The 15,929-nt window shown below is 61.3% G+C and carries 11 protein-coding genes; 3 read left to right on the forward strand and 8 right to left on the reverse strand.

Features of this window, described 5'->3' with window-relative positions:
• Positions 1 to 4 precede the first annotated feature (4 nt).
• From LZ496_RS09410 to nhaA, 3 genes are read right to left on the reverse strand one after another with little or no spacing between them, the layout of a single operon-like run.
• Entirely contained in the window at positions 5 to 1,303 is a 1,299-nt protein-coding gene (locus LZ496_RS09410; RefSeq protein ID WP_249904372.1) for a hypothetical protein, read from the reverse strand.
• Between the two features lie 49 nt (positions 1,304 to 1,352).
• Positions 1,353 to 2,621, reverse strand: coding sequence for a diaminopimelate decarboxylase (gene lysA / locus LZ496_RS09415; protein WP_249904373.1), 1,269 nt, complete (start codon positions 2,619 to 2,621; stop codon positions 1,353 to 1,355).
• Positions 2,622 to 2,634: 13 nt separating this feature from the next.
• On the reverse strand, positions 2,635 to 3,846 hold the full coding sequence (gene nhaA / locus LZ496_RS09420; protein WP_249904374.1) for a Na+/H+ antiporter NhaA: 1,212 nt from the start codon (positions 3,844 to 3,846) through the stop codon (positions 2,635 to 2,637).
• Positions 3,847 to 4,180: 334 nt separating this feature from the next.
• Between nhaA and LZ496_RS09425 the strand changes: the two genes are divergently transcribed.
• A complete protein-coding gene (locus LZ496_RS09425) occupies positions 4,181 to 7,504 on the forward strand; it encodes a TonB-dependent receptor domain-containing protein (RefSeq protein WP_249904375.1) in 3,324 nt (1,107 codons plus the stop codon).
• A gap of 194 nt (positions 7,505 to 7,698) precedes the next feature.
• On the opposite strand, the gene LZ496_RS09430 is transcribed toward LZ496_RS09425, so the two are convergent.
• Entirely contained in the window at positions 7,699 to 8,481 is a 783-nt protein-coding gene (locus LZ496_RS09430) for a LytR/AlgR family response regulator transcription factor (protein ID WP_249904376.1), read from the reverse strand.
• A gap of 1,343 nt (positions 8,482 to 9,824) precedes the next feature.
• Between LZ496_RS09430 and LZ496_RS14060 the strand changes: the two genes are divergently transcribed.
• Together LZ496_RS14060 and LZ496_RS09440 are read left to right on the forward strand one after the other, a co-directional pair.
• Complete coding sequence (locus tag LZ496_RS14060; protein WP_249904377.1) at positions 9,825 to 10,700, forward strand: helix-turn-helix transcriptional regulator; 876 nt, start codon at positions 9,825 to 9,827, stop codon at positions 10,698 to 10,700.
• Between the two features lie 116 nt (positions 10,701 to 10,816).
• Entirely contained in the window at positions 10,817 to 11,476 is a 660-nt protein-coding gene (locus tag LZ496_RS09440; RefSeq protein ID WP_249904378.1) for a hypothetical protein, read from the forward strand.
• 259 nt (positions 11,477 to 11,735) lie between these two features.
• Here the strand turns inward: LZ496_RS09440 and ccoS are convergent, their stop codons facing one another.
• From ccoS to ccoG, 4 genes are read right to left on the reverse strand one after another with little or no spacing between them, the layout of a single operon-like run.
• Entirely contained in the window at positions 11,736 to 11,885 is a 150-nt protein-coding gene (gene ccoS, locus LZ496_RS09445) for a cbb3-type cytochrome oxidase assembly protein CcoS (protein ID WP_249904379.1), read from the reverse strand.
• Positions 11,882 to 14,008 (reverse strand): heavy metal translocating P-type ATPase, encoded by a 2,127-nt coding sequence (locus LZ496_RS09450; protein WP_249904380.1) that lies wholly within the window; start codon positions 14,006 to 14,008, stop codon positions 11,882 to 11,884. The genes ccoS and LZ496_RS09450 overlap by 4 nt, the downstream gene beginning before the upstream one ends.
• Positions 14,005 to 14,448: a FixH family protein gene (locus LZ496_RS09455; protein WP_249904381.1), complete on the reverse strand. Its 444-nt coding sequence runs from the start codon at positions 14,446 to 14,448 to the stop codon at positions 14,005 to 14,007. Before LZ496_RS09455 ends, LZ496_RS09450 begins: the two co-directional genes overlap by 4 nt.
• Positions 14,445 to 15,893, reverse strand: a complete 1,449-nt coding sequence (gene ccoG, locus LZ496_RS09460; protein WP_249904382.1) for a cytochrome c oxidase accessory protein CcoG — start codon at positions 15,891 to 15,893, stop codon at positions 14,445 to 14,447. Before ccoG ends, LZ496_RS09455 begins: the two co-directional genes overlap by 4 nt.
• Positions 15,894 to 15,929: the final 36 nt, after the last annotated feature.

Raw genomic sequence — 15,929 nt, forward strand, 5'->3', positions numbered from 1 at the left:
CGCCTTAGGGTTTCAGGTCGCTCGGCAGCGTCGGCTCGGACAGGATCTTCTCCATCCGCGCCCAGCGTGCCTTGGGATCCGTTCCGGCCGCCTCGACATAGGCGCGCACCATGTCCTGCCCGAGGCCGTAGTTGATTACATAGGTCCGATACTGCTTGGTGAACTCCGTCATCTGCTTGGCTCGCTCGGCACTCACCAGCCCATATTTTTGGGTTAGTCGCGCGGCCTCGGCATCATCGATCCGGCCTTCCAGATATTCGCGGGCAATGGTGAAGCGCGCACCGGCTAGGTCCCGCATCGCATGGGTAAGCGCGAGGTAATCCGCCGCCTGCGCGGTCGGCAGTCCTGCCAGCGGATAAAGCGTCTTCGTCCCGAAGTTCAGCTGATCATCGCCCGGAAACGCCAGGTCGATCCCATAGTTGGCGGACCCTTCGGCGATCAGCGATTGCGGCGAATAGAGCGGGTAAACGCTGAACTCGATCCAGCCCCTTTCCTTCGTCAGCCGCTGCTCAAGCAGTGCATTCAGGACATGGTGTCCCGGATAGCCCTCATGGCATCCCAGATCGACGGCGCGGCTGATACGGATCGGAAGGTCGGTGTTGATCTCGATCCGGCTGTGGGCATTGCCCTGGTAATAATTATAGCCGCTCCAGCTTTTGCCGGTGACGAACGACATGTCGAACCGTTCGTCCTTCGGCATCTGGATATGCTCGAGCGTGCGGCGGCGGCATTCGCCGATCGCCGCGTCGAACACCCGCTTCAGCCGCTCCTTGGGAATGTTGAAGCGGTTCTGGAAGGCGTCGACACGATCCGCCAGTTCGCCGGTTCCGGGAACGAGCTTCTCGATCTTTGCGAGCACCGGATCGTAGCTGCTGAGCGGCTTCAATTCCGGAGCAACGCCGAACAATCCCTTGGCTTCTTCGTCGAAGGCCAGCTTCTCGCCCTTGAGCATCCGCAGCCGGGTCGCTGCTGCGGTCAGCTGCGCGGAAATGAACTTCGCGCGGCGCGCCTCCATCGGATCATCGGAAATGACCCCTTCCAGCTTCTTCCGGAGTTCGTCGGTCCGGTGCGCCAGTGCATCCAGGTCCTGGCCAGCTGCGTCGGCCTTCGCCTTCGCCTGCAGCTCTGCCGGGCCGTAGTAGGCATCGATATAGCCTTCTTCCTTCTCGCCGATCGTCAGGCTGAGAAGCACATATTCGCGGGCAATCGAGTCGAGACCATCTTGCCCTGCCGGTTTGGCTCCTCGCTGGCAGGCGCCGAGCGCGGTGGCGGCCAGGACGAGCGCGAGCAAAGGTCGGTTCATTTATGCACTCCGGAAGGGAGCGGTTGGTTTATCGGCGGAGTAATGACTGTCAATCGCGCGACCGCAGCCACTCCGGCAGCGGCAGCGAAGCGGCATCGGCGAGATCCAGCCGGCGCCTGACGAGCGCCCATCGATCGCCATCTACCAGCACCTCCGGCGTCAGCGGGCGGCTGTTGTAGCCGCTGGACATCGCCGCCCCGTAAGCGCCGGCTGTCCTGAAGATGATAAGGTCGCCTTCCGCGACCTCGTCCATCTCGCGCGCCATGGCGAACGTGTCGCCGCTTTCGCAAACTGGACCTACGACGTGTGCAGTTGCTCGCCGGCCCGAAGGGTGCACGGCTTCGACATGATGGTAGGCATCGTAAAGCGCCGGCCGCATCAAGTCGTTCATCGCCGCATCGACGATCAGCCAAGGATGGGTTTCGCCGGGCTTCACTCGCACGACGCGTGTTAACAAGACGCCAGCATTGCCGCTGATCAGCCGGCCAGGCTCAAAGGCCAGCCGGATGTTCCAGTCCCGCGTGACCCGTTTCACCATGTCGCCATAGGCTTCCGGTGTCGGCGGTTCAGGCTGGCCTGCCCCGTAGGGGACGCCGAGTCCGCCGCCGAGGTCCGCTATCTCAAGCTCGAACCCGTCGGCGCGAAGCTCGGCGATGATTGCGCCCAATCGTTCGAATGCGGCCTGCAACGGCGCAAGGCTGGTCAGCTGGCTTCCGATATGGACGGTGATGCCGGTGACGTTGAGATTGGGCAGGCCACGCAGCTCGCGGAACGCCGCCAGGGCATCCGCGGCTGGGATGCCGAACTTGTTGTCGCTCGTCCCCGTGGTGATCTTGGCGTGCGTGCCGGCTTCGACATCGGGATTGATGCGCAGTGCAACCGGCGCGATCGCGTCCATCGATCGGGCGACGATCGAAAGCGTATGCGCTTCTTCTACGGACTCCAGGTTGAACTGTTTGAGCCCACCCGAAATCGCCTCTGCCATTTCGGCGGCCGTCTTGCCCACGCCGGAAAATAGAATGCATTCGGGATCGATGCCCGCGGCCCGCGCCGCCCGATACTCGCCGATCGAGACGATGTCGGCGCCAAGTCCTTCGCGCGCCAGGACGGAAAGCACCGCAGGATTGGGATTTGCCTTTACCGCATAGGCGATTAGCGGGTTGTCGAGGTCGGCAAGGGCTGCCTTCAAGACGCGCGCATGACGGCGCAGCGTTGCAGCAGAATAAACATACACCGGCGTCCCGACTTCATCCGCGATCAGCTCCAGCGGAACCTCCTCGCAGTGAATGCTGCCGTTCTTAAGGTCGAAATGGTCCATGAATGGAAAACGCCTAGCGATCCTCGTCGGCGCCGAACAGCTCCGATGCATCACCGCTGTCCTGGCTTCTGCATTCCGATGGCGGCGCAAATCGAAGCACAAGGAAGCCGACAATCGCGGAAAGCAGTGACCCGGCGAGGATGCCTATCTTGGCCGCATCAACCAGCTGCGGCGATGCTGGGAACGCCAACGCTCCGATGAACAGGCTCATCGTGAACCCGATCCCGCAGAGCAGCGAGGCGCCATAGATTTGGAGCCACCCGGCACCGCCCGGGCGAGCGGCAATCCCCAGCTTTTCCGCCACCCAGATGGCGCCAAAGATCCCGACCTGCTTGCCGAAGAACAGTCCGGCGACGATGGCAAGAGGCAGTGGCTGAATGATTGTGCCAATCCCGTCGACCAGTTCGACGCCTGCCGAACTGAACCCGAATAGAGGTACGACGCCGAACATCACCCAGGGATGCACGCGATGCTCGAGCCGCTTTAACGGCGAATGCGCCTCGCCGCGGCCTAGCGGGATCGCAAGGGCGGTGAGCACCCCGGCAATTGTCGCGTGCACACCGCTGGCCAGCATCAACATCCACAGAAGCATGAAACCGGCCATGAAGGGCCATAGCCGCCGCACGCCAAACTGTCCCAGCGCTCCCAATGCGCCAGTTACCGCAAGTGCAGCGGCCAGCGCGGGAACGTTGAGATCGGCCGTATAGAATAGCGCAATGATGATGACCGCGCCGATATCGTCGACGATCGCGATGGTGACCAACAAAAGCTTGATCGACGCCGGTACGCGCCGGCCCAAAATAGCCATCACGCCAATTGCGAAGGCGATGTCGGTCGCCGCAGGAATGGCCCAGCCGTTGCGCAGCTGTGCATCGTTACCGACAACCGCGAGATAAATAAGCGCGGGGACCGCCATGCCGGCAGCCGCGGCGAGTATCGGCAGCCGGCGGTCGGCCGGCGTCGACAACTGCCCGTCGAACCATTCGCGCTTCACTTCAAGCCCGACGAGCAGGAAGAAGACGGCCATCAATCCGTCCGCGATCCAGTGATGCAGGTTCATCTGCCCGACGCGCGGCAATACGGGTCCGAGCTGCAGGTGAAGAAGACCCTGATATGTGCCTGCGAAAGGCCCATTGCCCGCCACGATCGCCAGTGCCGCTGCCGCGATCAGCAGCAGGCCGGCGTTTCGTTCCTGCTTCTGCTGGCGGTCAGTCTGGGAGTTCATCCCAGGACCGATAGCAAGCAAACATAGAGCTGGTCGAGAAGGTCCGACCGGCGCAGCTTCCGCGCCTCATGTGCCTACCGGCTTGTGGGGAGATGGGATCATTATGGTGCCAATCTGCAACAGAACAGATTCACTTGATTGAAGAACCGACAGTGAGAGGCGCTAGTTGAATGCCGTTCAGCAGCTGTAATCCAACGTTCAGCGCGCTTTCTAACGTTTGACTGCACTAAACGTCATGTCGCGGCCAACTGGCTTCAATTCCGCCCCTGCTGCCCGAAAACTGCACCTCTATGGACCGCGCCATCGCATTGATGGCCGCGGACAGGGAGGCATTATGAATCAGTATCGTTTGGTTACCAAGGCGGGCTTGCTCGCAAGCTCGGCAGCAGCGGCTTTCGCATTCTCATCGCCCGCCTTTGCTCAGGAAGCGCAGGACGCTCCTTCGATGGACGCGCAGGATAGCGGCGCAACCACGGGAGAGGTCGCCATCGAGGAAGCTCCGGCGGGCGACGAGATCGTCGTTACCGGAACGCTGATTCGCAACCCGAACCTGGAGCAGTCGACCCCGGTCAACGTGACCACGTCGGACGCCATCGAACTGAAGCAGTCGAACGTCGCTGAAGAAGTCCTGCGCGAACTGCCGGGCGTGGTTCCTGCGATGGGTTCGGCCGTCAACAACGGCAACGGCGGTTCGTCGTTCGTCGACCTTCGCGGCCTCGGCTCGATCCGCAACATCGTTCTGCTCGACGGCAACCGCCTGGTCCCGACCGGTCTTCAGGGCCGCGTCGACTTGAACAATATCCCGCTGGCCCTGATCGAGCGCGTCGACGCGCTGACCGGCGCCGCCGTGACCACCTATGGTGCGGACGCCATCACCGGCGTCGTCAACTTCATCACCCGCCGTGACTTCGCGGGCCTCGAACTTGCAGCCTCGGAGCAGATCACCGAAAAAGGTGACGGCAACTACCTACGCGCCGACCTTACTCTCGGTGCGAACTTCGATGACGGCCGCGGTAACGCCGTGGTCAGCTTCGGCTATCAGCAATCGGATCCTGTCTACCAGGGCGAGCGTGACTTCTCCGTCTTCCAGGTCAGCTCCTACTCCGGCGGACAGTCGGGTTCGGGCACGGCGGTTCCATCGCGCTTCTCGGGTCTTCGGTCGATTGACCCTGCGACCTGTGCGCTGGTCCCCAACACTCCGGATACCGGCAACCGCGGCGTAAGCCAGATCGAATGGCGTGACGGGCAGGCCTGCCGAGGTGGTTCCATCGCCAACAACTACGCGCCGTTCAACTTTAACCCGTACAATATCTTCCAGACGCCGTTCACCCGTTACAACATCTTCGGCCAGGCCAATTATGAAGTATCCGACGCCGTCGAAGTTTACGGTCGCGGTCTTTTCTCGAAAAACAACGTCAAGACCATCATCGCGCCTTCGGGCTCCTTTGGCGGATCCATTCCGATCAATCTCAACAACCCCTTCTTGCCAGCAACGCTGCGCAACCAGTTCTGCGCATTCGATGTCAATCCTTCACCAGCAGCCTACCAGGCCCGGTTCACGCAGGCGGAATGCGACGCGGCAGCGCTGGCAACCGGACCGAGCGATCCGAGATATCGGGTAATTGGCCAGGGTGGCGTGTTCACCCCTTACGACGTTAACGGCGACGGCGTAATCGGCCGGCATCCGATTACTCAAGCCATTATCGAAGGCTTTAATACCAATCCGGCAGTCGCCTTCAATCGCCGCACGACCGAGAGTGGACCGCGTATCAGCGAATTCCAGGCCACGACGTTCGATTCCCGCATTGGCCTCCGAGGTCCGCTGACCAGCACCGTCGACTGGGATGTATCCGGATCCTACGGCGTGGCAGAGAACATCCAGGACATTCAGGGATATACGCTGCAGTCGCGCTGGCGGGCGGGCAGCATCGTCCATGGTACTCGCGAAAACCCCACTTGCGCCACCGTTTCGGGCCAGCCGGCCTGCGTGCCGCTCGATCTCTTCGGCCCGGAAGGCAATCTAACGCCGGAAATGATGGATTTCCTGAGTGAAGATAGCTCAAGCAGCAACAGAACCTCGTTGGGCCAGCTTCGCGCAATTGTCTCCGGTGACTTCGGTTACGCACTTCCGTGGGCAGCCCAGCCGATCGGCTTCGCTGTCGGCACGGAATTCCGGAAGTATAAGGGCGAGCAGAAGTCCGACATTCTCGCAAAGACGGCGGGCGAACTAGGCGGAGCCGGCGGAGCGACGCCGGACGTGGTCGGCGGCTACGCGGTTTACGAAGGCTATGCCGAGCTGATTGCGCCATTGGTGGAAGACAAGCCGTTTGCCGAAAGCCTGACCCTCGAAGCCGGCGCGCGATATTCCCAGTATGAGATCGACGGAGCCGACGGCAGCACGGAGGCTTGGACCTGGAAGGCTGGCGGTAGCTGGGAACCGGGTTACGGCGTCAAGATCCGCGGCAATTACAGCAAGGCGGTTCGTGCGCCAAATCTCGCCGAGTTGTTCACGCCGCTGGTCGTAGGCCTGACCAACTTGGGCATCGATCCCTGTGCCGGTAGCGCACCGGCCAACAATGCGAACCTTCGCGCGGTCTGCATTGCGCAAGGCGCGCCGGTAGGAGCGATCGGCCTGATCGCAAACCCCACGGCCGCCCAGGCCAATGCGCAGCTGGGGGGCAACCTCCAATTGGACCCGGAAACGGCCAAGACGTGGACGCTTGGCGTCGTGTACCAGCCGGAGTTCCTGCCGCGTTTCTCGGTCTCGGTCGACTACTACAATATCCGCGTTACGGACGTTATCGCGAACAAGTTGCCGGGCGATGCGATCGGCGCATGCTTCGATAATCTTGATGCTTCCAGCGTCAACAACCCGGATTGCTTGATCATTCGCCGCAACCCCATCACCGGTGGTCTCGACGGCGATCCGGCAACCACTCCGGGCCTGTTCCTCCAGCTAGACAACCGCGGAGAGTTGTTCACCGATGGTGTCGACCTGATTGCCAACTATCGGACCGACGTTGGTTTTGGCGACCTGGCGCTGTCATTCGTCGGCAACTGGACGAACAATTCGGAATTCAACGCCAATGTTGAAAACCCGAATGGTTTCTTCCGTGAATGCGCCGGTCACTACAGCGTGAACTGCTCCTTCACCGGTTCAATCCAGCCCAAGCTGCAGTTCTCGCAGCGCACAACCCTTACCATGGGCAAGGTCGACCTATCGCTGCTGTGGCGCTGGATCGACAAGGTTACTCTGGAACCGCAGCAGATTGAAGATGATGCGCTTGCAGCTGACGCCGCAAACCGGGGATCGAATGGCCAGCTATTGCCGATTCACCCGAATGCGGCGGCCGGCGGCGGGTTCGGTAACGCTGCGTTCCAGCAGTGCCCGCTGTTCGACACGGACGACTACTACGGTTGTATGATCGAAGAAGAGTTCCGATCGATTTCGTCAGAGCATTATTTCGACCTGACGGCTCGCTTCAACGCTACCGACAACATGACCTTCACTGCGACGGTCCAGAACCTGTTCAACAACCAGCCGAAAGTCGTCGGCAACACGATCGGCAATACCGCCTTCAACAGCGGTAACGTCTTCCCGTCGTCCTACGACGCTCTGGGACGCCGCTACGCGGTCAGCGCCAAGTTGAAGTTCTAAGTTCCCCGAGCAAAGCACGCTCGATCCTATGGGGCGGCCAGAGATGGCCGCCCCTTTTTTCGTGAGTAACGCAGGCTGCGCGCAATCTAGAGCCAGGCTGTACGGTGAAGGTCGAAGGACGGAAGATCATGGAACCCGGCGACGGGCGCCTTAAGCGACGGTGCTAGTTCGGCGCGCGGTGCGCGAACTGCCGTTCAGGTCAACGCTTGCTTCAGCAGCTTGTTGTAGACCCGGCCGACCTTCAGCCTGGTGCCGTTGGTCAGATGCACTTCTCGCGAACTGACACCATTCCGCTTCACGGCTTCGATCGCGTCGATCCTGACGACTGACGATCGGTGGATCCTGATGAACTGAGCCGGATCGAGCCGGCTGAGGATGCCCCGAATGGTATCGCGGAGCAGATGGTTGCCAGTGCTGGTGTGAAGGCAGACATAGTCGTCGTCGGCCGAGATCCATTCGATCGATTCCACTGGTACGCGCAGCAAGCCGGTGACGTTCCTTCGGACCCAAAACTCCGCTTCGAACCGCTGGACGGGTTCACTACGCACTTCCTCGCGAAGCGTGCGGATGACTTCCTTCAGCTCGGCAATCCGTTCTTCCGAGGATCGGTTCTCAATCTCCGACCTGGCGCGATCAAGGGCCGATCGCAGCCGATCGTAACTGACTGGCTTCAGGATATAGTCGATGGCCCGGACCTCGAAGGCCCTTGCGGCATGATTATCGAATGCGGAAACGAAGATGACTGCGGGAGGGTCGCCGCCGATCAGCTTTTCGACAATGTCGAAACCGCTCCCGTCACGCATTCTGACGTCCAAAAGGATGACATCGGGCTGGTACTTCTCAATCAACTGCAACGCCTCGGCTTTGCCGCGAGCCGCTCCGACATGGGCTACGTCTGGAACATTCTCCAGGGCGAGCTGCAAGCGCCGCAGCGCCAGCGGTTCGTCATCAACCGTAAGGACGCGAAGCTGGCTCACAGGGCAAAGCTCTGTGGCAAAGTCTGGTGGGCGAGTAATGATCGAGGCGAGATGCGGCAGGCTTCGGACATGCGGCAATCATCCATTCGCCAGCTCGGGTTCATGCGGGCATTCGCGACCCCAACTGCCTTGCCGAGACGTACCTTGCGGTTCGCTCCGGACGATCCACAGTCATCCATGCCGATTGCCTTCAATGTGTTGCGAGGGGGGAATTGTGCCTGTTCCGTGCCGAGAGCTATCGAGCGCCGTGGGCGCCGCCGGACGCCGTTATCTTGCCGCGGCTGCGTCGCTACGGTCTCGTCATCTAGCGCGAGGCGATGAACGTTCATCGCTGCCTGCTCTCCAATGCAGCCAATTCGACCCGGTTCGCTCCCAGCGTCCTAAAAGCATATGCGTGAACGCCCGCACCGTCGATTGCCGTTAAGCCGCACAAAACGACCGTTTGCCGCACTCCACCATCCGCGTCCCTAGCGGCCTACCTGGTTCGGCAGCAACCGAGCGATTCCCGATATTTAGCACAAAACCGGGAGAGGTCGGACAAGTACCGCAACCGCGCCGCACGAAATCAGCCCGCGCATCAGATCCGTTCAGCCACACTATTCTGCATTTGGCCTAAGTTCCAACCGGCTGACAGGCATCGACGGGGAAGTTTGCCTCAGCCCGCTCCAACTCGAGATCGTCCACGCTTACCGAAAGAACGCTTGGGTACCTGGAGGATTCTGCCGACAGGTCAGGAGGATGGAATTTGACGCGCATCGTACATCTCGGAACGAAGCGGTCGGAACTAAGAAACGCCGAGCGGTTCACCCGAGCGGCGCTGGCTTCTCCAGCCCAATCTACGCGATCGGCTCCCAACATGTCTTCAAAGCCCCCGAAGGCGCGTTCCCTGGGTGCCGTTAGGCGGGTCCGCCCGGGGTCCGCTTCACAGAACCCGGCAGGCAGCTTCCGCTGCCTGCCGGGACCCGGCTCGATCGCTGCCGCACAACGGCAAGGGCGCGTACTGGCCTGCACCGCTTGATCGCCTCATCATACATCACCAGCGCGCATCGATCTCGCTCTTAAGGCGTCGTCGTCCCATCGAATCTTGATCAGCCTGGTTCCCGATCAACTGTGCTCAAGATGCGCACGGCGAAACGAAATGGATCCGATTGATTACCTGAACGTGCGCCGTTCGACCGCAGTTTCGTGAGGCTTACCGCGATACAGGCCGTCTGATTGCCGCTGGGCCAATCCGAACGGCCAATTAGCTGCTTAGCGCTATTTCTCGGATGCAGCTGGGATCACTGTTCTCGGACTGGCGGCGAGCCGCTGATCGCTCGCCGCAAACTGAGAAAGACAGCCGAGTGCAACAGATACGCTCCCAGTCGTTCAGCCTGGCCACCGCCGAACCGCCGATGGCCTTTGACTGGCAGGACATGCTAGCCAGGCAAGGTCGGGACGTCGACGGCACCGCGCAGTCATCCGATGCTGAAATTCACGAGATCCAGGGCCCCTTCCGTCATTGTGATGATCGCAGGTATCGCATTTTCCTGCCGACCAAGGGGGCCTTTGCCTATCGCACTTCGGATGGCCGCCGCATCGTGGCAGATGCAGTTCATCTGTTCGTCATCGCACCGGGAGAAATGCTGGATGTCGAGCCGTTGGGCAGGGTCGACAAATTCCGTGGACTGGTGCTCGTCGCTCCCGAAGAGTTGCGCCCATTGAACGCTGCGCCCAAGCGTCGCTTCAATGGCCAGGCGGAAGTCATGGCTGCCAATGCGCCGCTGGAAGCGCTGCTCCTCGCCAACCGCATTCATGTCATGTCATCCTTCGAAGAGAAAAATGCCTGCATGGAAGCGGCGACCCGACTGATTGCGATCGGCTTGTCGGCGCCGATCCTGCCCCGGATTTCGAAGAGCTCGCCAATCGTCGATAGACTCAAGGTCCAGCTGAATGAGACATTCCACCAAAGGTCGAGCCTGACCGACCTTTCCGCGCAGGTCGGGAAGTCGCCGAGCCTGCTTACGCAAATGTTCACCCGGTCGCAGGACATGTCATTCTACCAGTATCAACTGAAGATCAGGTTGAGTGCCGCGCTTGCCGGCCTGTTCGGTCGCCACAACATCACTGAAGTGGCCTATGACGTCGGGTTCTCCAGCCACAGCCATTTCTCGGTGCAGTTCCGCAGGGCGTTTGGCATGAGTCCATCACAGTGCCGGCTCTATCTGGCTTCACTATGAAGCTTGACGGTGCGGGCGCGATTATATTCCCGCTCGGACTGCTCCTGCTTGGAATAACAAGCCTTGCAAACGGGGCCTTTCTGCCAAATCTGCAACCGGTTCCGGCTACGTTCGAGATGCCTGGCAAAGCGGCGCACCTCAATGGCATTTTGATTGCGGTTCTTGCCGCAGGGATTTTCGTCAAGCGCTGCCAAGGGCCCGCCGCTGCGCTGCTGGCAGCCTATTTGTCTTCCTGGCTACTCGTCGCCCAACTTCCGCAACTTGGCCTGACGACCTTTGATATCACGCATCTCGTCAGCCTGCTGGAGCTCGCGGCAATTGTCGCCGCACTGACCGTCGTTGCATTTGGGATTGATGCGCGATCGGGTGTTCCCGCCAAGCTGGGGAGGGGCATCTACGGCTGCATGCTGCTGGTAATCGCGCTGGCACATATTCGACATCGAGACCTCATCACCTCGATGGTCCCGGCAGGGATTCCGCTAGCGGCGTTTTGGCCCTGGTTCACTGCGGCCGCGAGTCTGGCAGTCGCCATCAGTTTCATTACCGGGATTAAGGCTCAGCTGGGCGGCGCACTGATCGGTGCCATCTACATATCCTGGGTTCCGATCGTGCATTTGCCGCGAGCGCTCAATACGCCGGCAGCCATCGGCGAATGGACCGGGGGAGCCTTGGCAATCACGTTGGCGGGCGCAGCCTGGATCATCGCCGGTTGGGACTGCGACAAAGGCATCGAAGTCGCCCCGCTAGCCCCGGAACAAAAAGGCGCACTGCATTGAAATAAGGATTGGGCCTGATCCCCTGTCGCCGATTTAGCATCCCCAATATTGCGTGATCGGTAGGGGTCAGTCCCAAGGGCGGCGCCACTTCACCCTCTAGGCGTCGCCCACCTTCCCATCGCAAAATTGCTACGAATTGTTGGGAGGGCGCGACCCGTCGACGGGTCAGACTTGGTGGTTGTTGAAGGGATGGAGCGGAGGGGTGGATGGCAGAACCGCAGCGGCACTAGGGGCTCGGATGGCCCTCCGAAAGGTCAGCTCATTCCTCGCCTTCGTCGTCGATAAGGATCCGCATCGCCGCGCCATCCATGTCCTCGAACTGGCCGTCGCGCATGGCCCAGAAGAAGGCAGCGAGCCCGCAAAGTCCGAGGAACAGGGCAATCGGAATGAGAATGGCGATTCCGCTCATTTCGCCGCATTTCTCAGGCGCAAGGCATTCGCGACGACGATGATCGAGGAGCCGGACATGGCCAGCGCCGCGATCAAGGGGGTCACCTTGCCCATGAATGCCAGCGGCACGGCAACGACGTTGTAGGCGATGGCGATGGCGAAATTCTGCCGAACGATATGCATCGTCCTGCGTGCCGCCACGATGGCTTTCGCGACCGGAGCAAGGCTGTCGCCCAGGAACACGGCGTCGGCCGCATTCTGGCCCACGTCGCTTGCCGATCCGGGTGCCATCGAGACATAGCCGGCAGCCAGCGCAGGACCGTCGTTTAGCCCGTCGCCGACCATCAATACCTTACTTCCCTGTCCTTGGAGCCTGGCGATAAGATCCAGCTTGTCCTGGGGCTTCATGCTGGCCTGCGCGGTGACGCCCAGCCCACGGGTGACTGCGGAAACGGCGGACGCTCGGTCGCCGGTCGCGATTGAGGATTCAATCCCAAGCGAACGCAGCCGTTCGATCGTAAACCCGACATCGGGCCTGAGCTTGTCCTCAAAGTGAAGGACCACCGGGCCGGCCGATCCCTTGCAGAATGCCGTAGCGAGCGAATCCGTAGCCAACTGCTCCACGCGACCGAGGAAAATCGATGTTCCGTTGAATGTCGCGGTAACTCCGGTACCGGGCCGTTCCGCAAGATCCACGACCGTTTCCGGAACGACGCCCCTACGGTCGAGCTCCTTGCGTATCGCTTCCGCCAGGGGGTGGCGGCTCGCCCTGGCCAGCGCCAGGAGGATTGGAAGATTCGCCTCAGCTACGGCGTCGATATTGGTCCAGGTGGGACGGCCCAATGTTAGCGTACCGGTCTTGTCGAACAGGGCACGGTCCGCCTCGGCCAGCCGTTCGAGTGCGGTTCCATCCTTAACCAGCACGCCGGCACGCATCAGCGATCCCGCCGCGACGATCTGAGCCGCCGGAACCGCGAGTCCGAGTGCGCAAGGACAGGTGATGATCAACACTGCGGCGGCGATCAGAAGTGCCTGGTGCGCTCCGGCTCCCAGCCATAGCCAGGTCAGGAAGGAGCAGGCCGCCAGAGTATGCACGGCCGGCGCATAGAGACGAGCGGCACGATCCGCGACCCGAACATAGCGAGAGCGGCTCTGGCCGGCATGCTCCATCAGTCGCGCAATTTCGGCAACGCTGCTTTGGTCCGCCGCCGCGGTCACCCGAATCGTCAGCGGCCCGTCGAGATTCAACGCTCCGGCATGGATCCGGTCGCCCACCGTTATGGACTGCGGCGCGCTTTCGCCCGTCAACAAGGAAAGATCGGCGCTGCTCCCGCCGCTTTCGACAATGCCGTCGGCGGCAAGCCGTTCGCCCGCCGCTACCAGCATGAGCATCCCAGGCTGCAGGGATTCGGCCCGAAGCCATTCATTGCGGCCATCCGCTGCGATCGTCATCGCTCCGGCCGCGCGCTGTTTCAGCAGCGACGTGACACCGTCCCGCGCCCGGTCCCGCATGACGCTGTCGAGCGACCGACCGGCCAACAGGAAGAAAAGCAGCATAACCGCGCCATCGAAATAGGCATGTCGGCCGCCGGTCAGCGCCTCGTAAAGGCTGAGTGCGGTCACCAGCAGCACACCGATGGTGATCGGGACGTCCATGTTGGTCCGGCCATGCTTGAGCGCGCCCCAGGCTGAGCGGAAGAATGGCATGCCCGAATAGGCAACGGTCGGAATTGCGATCATTCCCGAAAGCAGGTGGAAGAGGTCGCGCGTCGCACCTTCCGCGCCTGACCAGACCGAAACGGACAGCAGCATGATGTTCATCGAAGCGAAGCCTGCGACCGCCGTCGCCCGAAGCAGCTGCCGGCTGTGACTGTCTGTTGAAAGCGTGGCCGCTTCCGCCAACGGCTGCGCCTCGAACCCGAGCCGGCCTACGGCAGAGACCAGCTCCGGCACTGTAAGTTCAAATGTATGAGCAACTGATAGTTGCTTGGACGTGACGTTGAGCCGTGCGGATATCAGACCGGTCAGGCCGGCGAGGCCGCTTTCGACCTTCGAGATACAGCCCGCACAATGAACGCCTGGCACCGCCAGCACCGTATGCTGCACCTCGCTGCCCGCGGAGACGACATCCAGCGCCGTCATTGCAGGGACTCGATCAGGCGGGCTTCGTCGGATCCGCGCTTTACCAGCAGGTGAACGTTCCAGCGGCCGGCAGGAAGTGGATTTGCCGACCGGAACCCGCCCTCCTGCGCAATGAATGTGAGAGGTACATCAGCCTCTCGGCCCAACGGATGCCGGGCAAATCCGCGCACCTCCGCTCCGGCCAGAGCGAGGCTAACGGTCACTCGTCGATCCGTATCGACGCCCGGAACGATCTTCCAGTTGAGCTGGTTCTGCCGCTCTGCCGCAGCCAGCCAGTCATTATATTTCTGGCTCGCGACATAGCTGTTTTCGACAACGACACCGCCAAACGTTCTGGTGGCGAAGGCAGCCATGGTGAGGTTGACCGCGACCACGACGCCGAAAAAGGCGACTAATGCCGCTGTGGCATGCCAGCCGGTGATGGGCCGAGTTGCCTTCATTTCCTTGGCCGCTCGAAAATCGCCTCGGTGCTGTCCATCTCGCCCTCTCCGTCGGTGGACCGGACGGTAAAGCCGAACTTCTCGCTTGCATCTCCACTACCAGGCGCAACGACGAACATCGGTAGTTTTGCCAGGGCGTCTGGTGGAACAACGACCTGGATCGACCGGCTCGCCTGGTCGCGGGTCTGACCGTCGCGCCACATGGACGCCCCGGGCAAGTTCGTCAGGTCAACGCGCATCTCGCGAGGCCGGGTCTGCATGTTTCGCAGTTTGATCGTATAGCTGTTGCGAACGCCCCCATCGGATAGCTGGACGTAAACCGGGTTGCGCTGTTGCTGAGCGCTGATGTCGAGCCGCGTGCGGTTGCCCAGCGCGAACAGCATGCCAAGGCCAACCGACGACCAGATAAGAGCATAGGCAATGGTTCGTGGGCGGAGGATGGATTTCAGCAGCGGCTTTGGCGGCCCTCCGGATTTTTCGACCGCGCAGTCCTCCAAAGTGGCATAGTCGATAAGACCGCGAGGACGGCCGGTCTTCTCCATCACCCGATCGCAGGCGTCGATGCACAGTGCGCAAGTGATACATCCGATCTGCGGTCCATTGCGGATATCGATGCCCGTTGGGCAGACAGCGACGCACTGGTTGCAATCGATGCAGTCGCCAAGCCCAAGGTCGGACAGTTCCCCCGTACGACGTCCCTTGCCTCGAGGCTCGCCTCGCCAGTCCTTGTAGGTGACCAGGAGCGATTTCTCGTCCATCATCGCGGTCTGGATGCGCGGCCACGGGCACATGTAGATGCACACTTGTTCGCGCATGAACCCGCCGAAGACAAAGGTCGTCGCCATCAGGATGGCCACGGTCGAATAGGCGACCAATGAAGCCTCGCCCGCAATGAACTGGCGAAGCAGGGTCGGGGCGTCGGCGAAATAGAAGATCCACGCCCCGCCGGTCGCAAGCGAGACCAACAGGAACAGCGAATATTTGAGGCTGCGCTTGCCGATCTTTTCAACGCTCCAGGGGGCTGCGGCGAGCCGGACTTGCGCGTTCCGGTCACCTTCGACCGCCCGCTCGATATGCTGGAAAACATCGGTCCAAACGGTCTGGGGACAGGCATAACCGCACCATGCGCGTCCGACGGCGGAGGTCACCAGGAACAGGCCGATCCCGGCCATGATCAGCAGGCCCGCGACGTAATAGAATTCGTGCGGCCAGATTTCGATCGGGCCGAAATAGAAGCGCCGGCTCGCAAGGTCGATCAGCACTGCCTGATCCGGGGCATAAGGTCCGCGATCCCAGCGGAGCCAGGGCGTCACATAATAGATGGCCAGGGTAACCGCCATGATCGCCCATTTGAGCCTGCGGAAATGGCCGTCGATCTTCTGCGGATAGACGGGCTGCCGCTTCTCGTAGAGGCTCTTGGGCCCTGTGGTCGAAACCTCGTTCATCTGTCTAAGGCTGCTGCATGCAGTCCGGCAGGAAGG

This window comes from Sphingomonas caseinilytica, from assembly GCF_023516455.1.
GTDB classification, from domain to species: domain Bacteria; phylum Pseudomonadota; class Alphaproteobacteria; order Sphingomonadales; family Sphingomonadaceae; genus Sphingomicrobium; species Sphingomicrobium caseinilyticum.

Bases quoted from the DNA above. Each gene is read 5' to 3' on its own strand.
- lysA (WP_249904373.1), bottom strand. From the start codon at position 2,621: ATGGACCATTTCGACCTTAAGAACGGCAGCATTCACTGCGAGGAGGTT.
- LZ496_RS09450 (WP_249904380.1), bottom strand. From the start codon at position 14,008: ATGACGGCGCTGGATGTCGTCTCCGCGGGCAGCGAGGTGCAGCATACG.
- LZ496_RS09455 (WP_249904381.1), bottom strand. From the start codon at position 14,448: ATGAAGGCAACTCGGCCCATCACCGGCTGGCATGCCACAGCGGCATTA.
- ccoS (WP_249904379.1), bottom strand. From the start codon at position 11,885: ATGAGCGGAATCGCCATTCTCATTCCGATTGCCCTGTTCCTCGGACTT.
- LZ496_RS09440 (WP_249904378.1), top strand. From the start codon at position 10,817: ATGCCTGGCAAAGCGGCGCACCTCAATGGCATTTTGATTGCGGTTCTT.
- LZ496_RS09410 (WP_249904372.1), bottom strand. From the start codon at position 1,303: ATGAACCGACCTTTGCTCGCGCTCGTCCTGGCCGCCACCGCGCTCGGC.
- LZ496_RS09425 (WP_249904375.1), top strand. From the start codon at position 4,181: ATGAATCAGTATCGTTTGGTTACCAAGGCGGGCTTGCTCGCAAGCTCG.
- nhaA (WP_249904374.1), bottom strand. From the start codon at position 3,846: ATGAACTCCCAGACTGACCGCCAGCAGAAGCAGGAACGAAACGCCGGC.
- ccoG (WP_249904382.1), bottom strand. From the start codon at position 15,893: ATGAACGAGGTTTCGACCACAGGGCCCAAGAGCCTCTACGAGAAGCGG.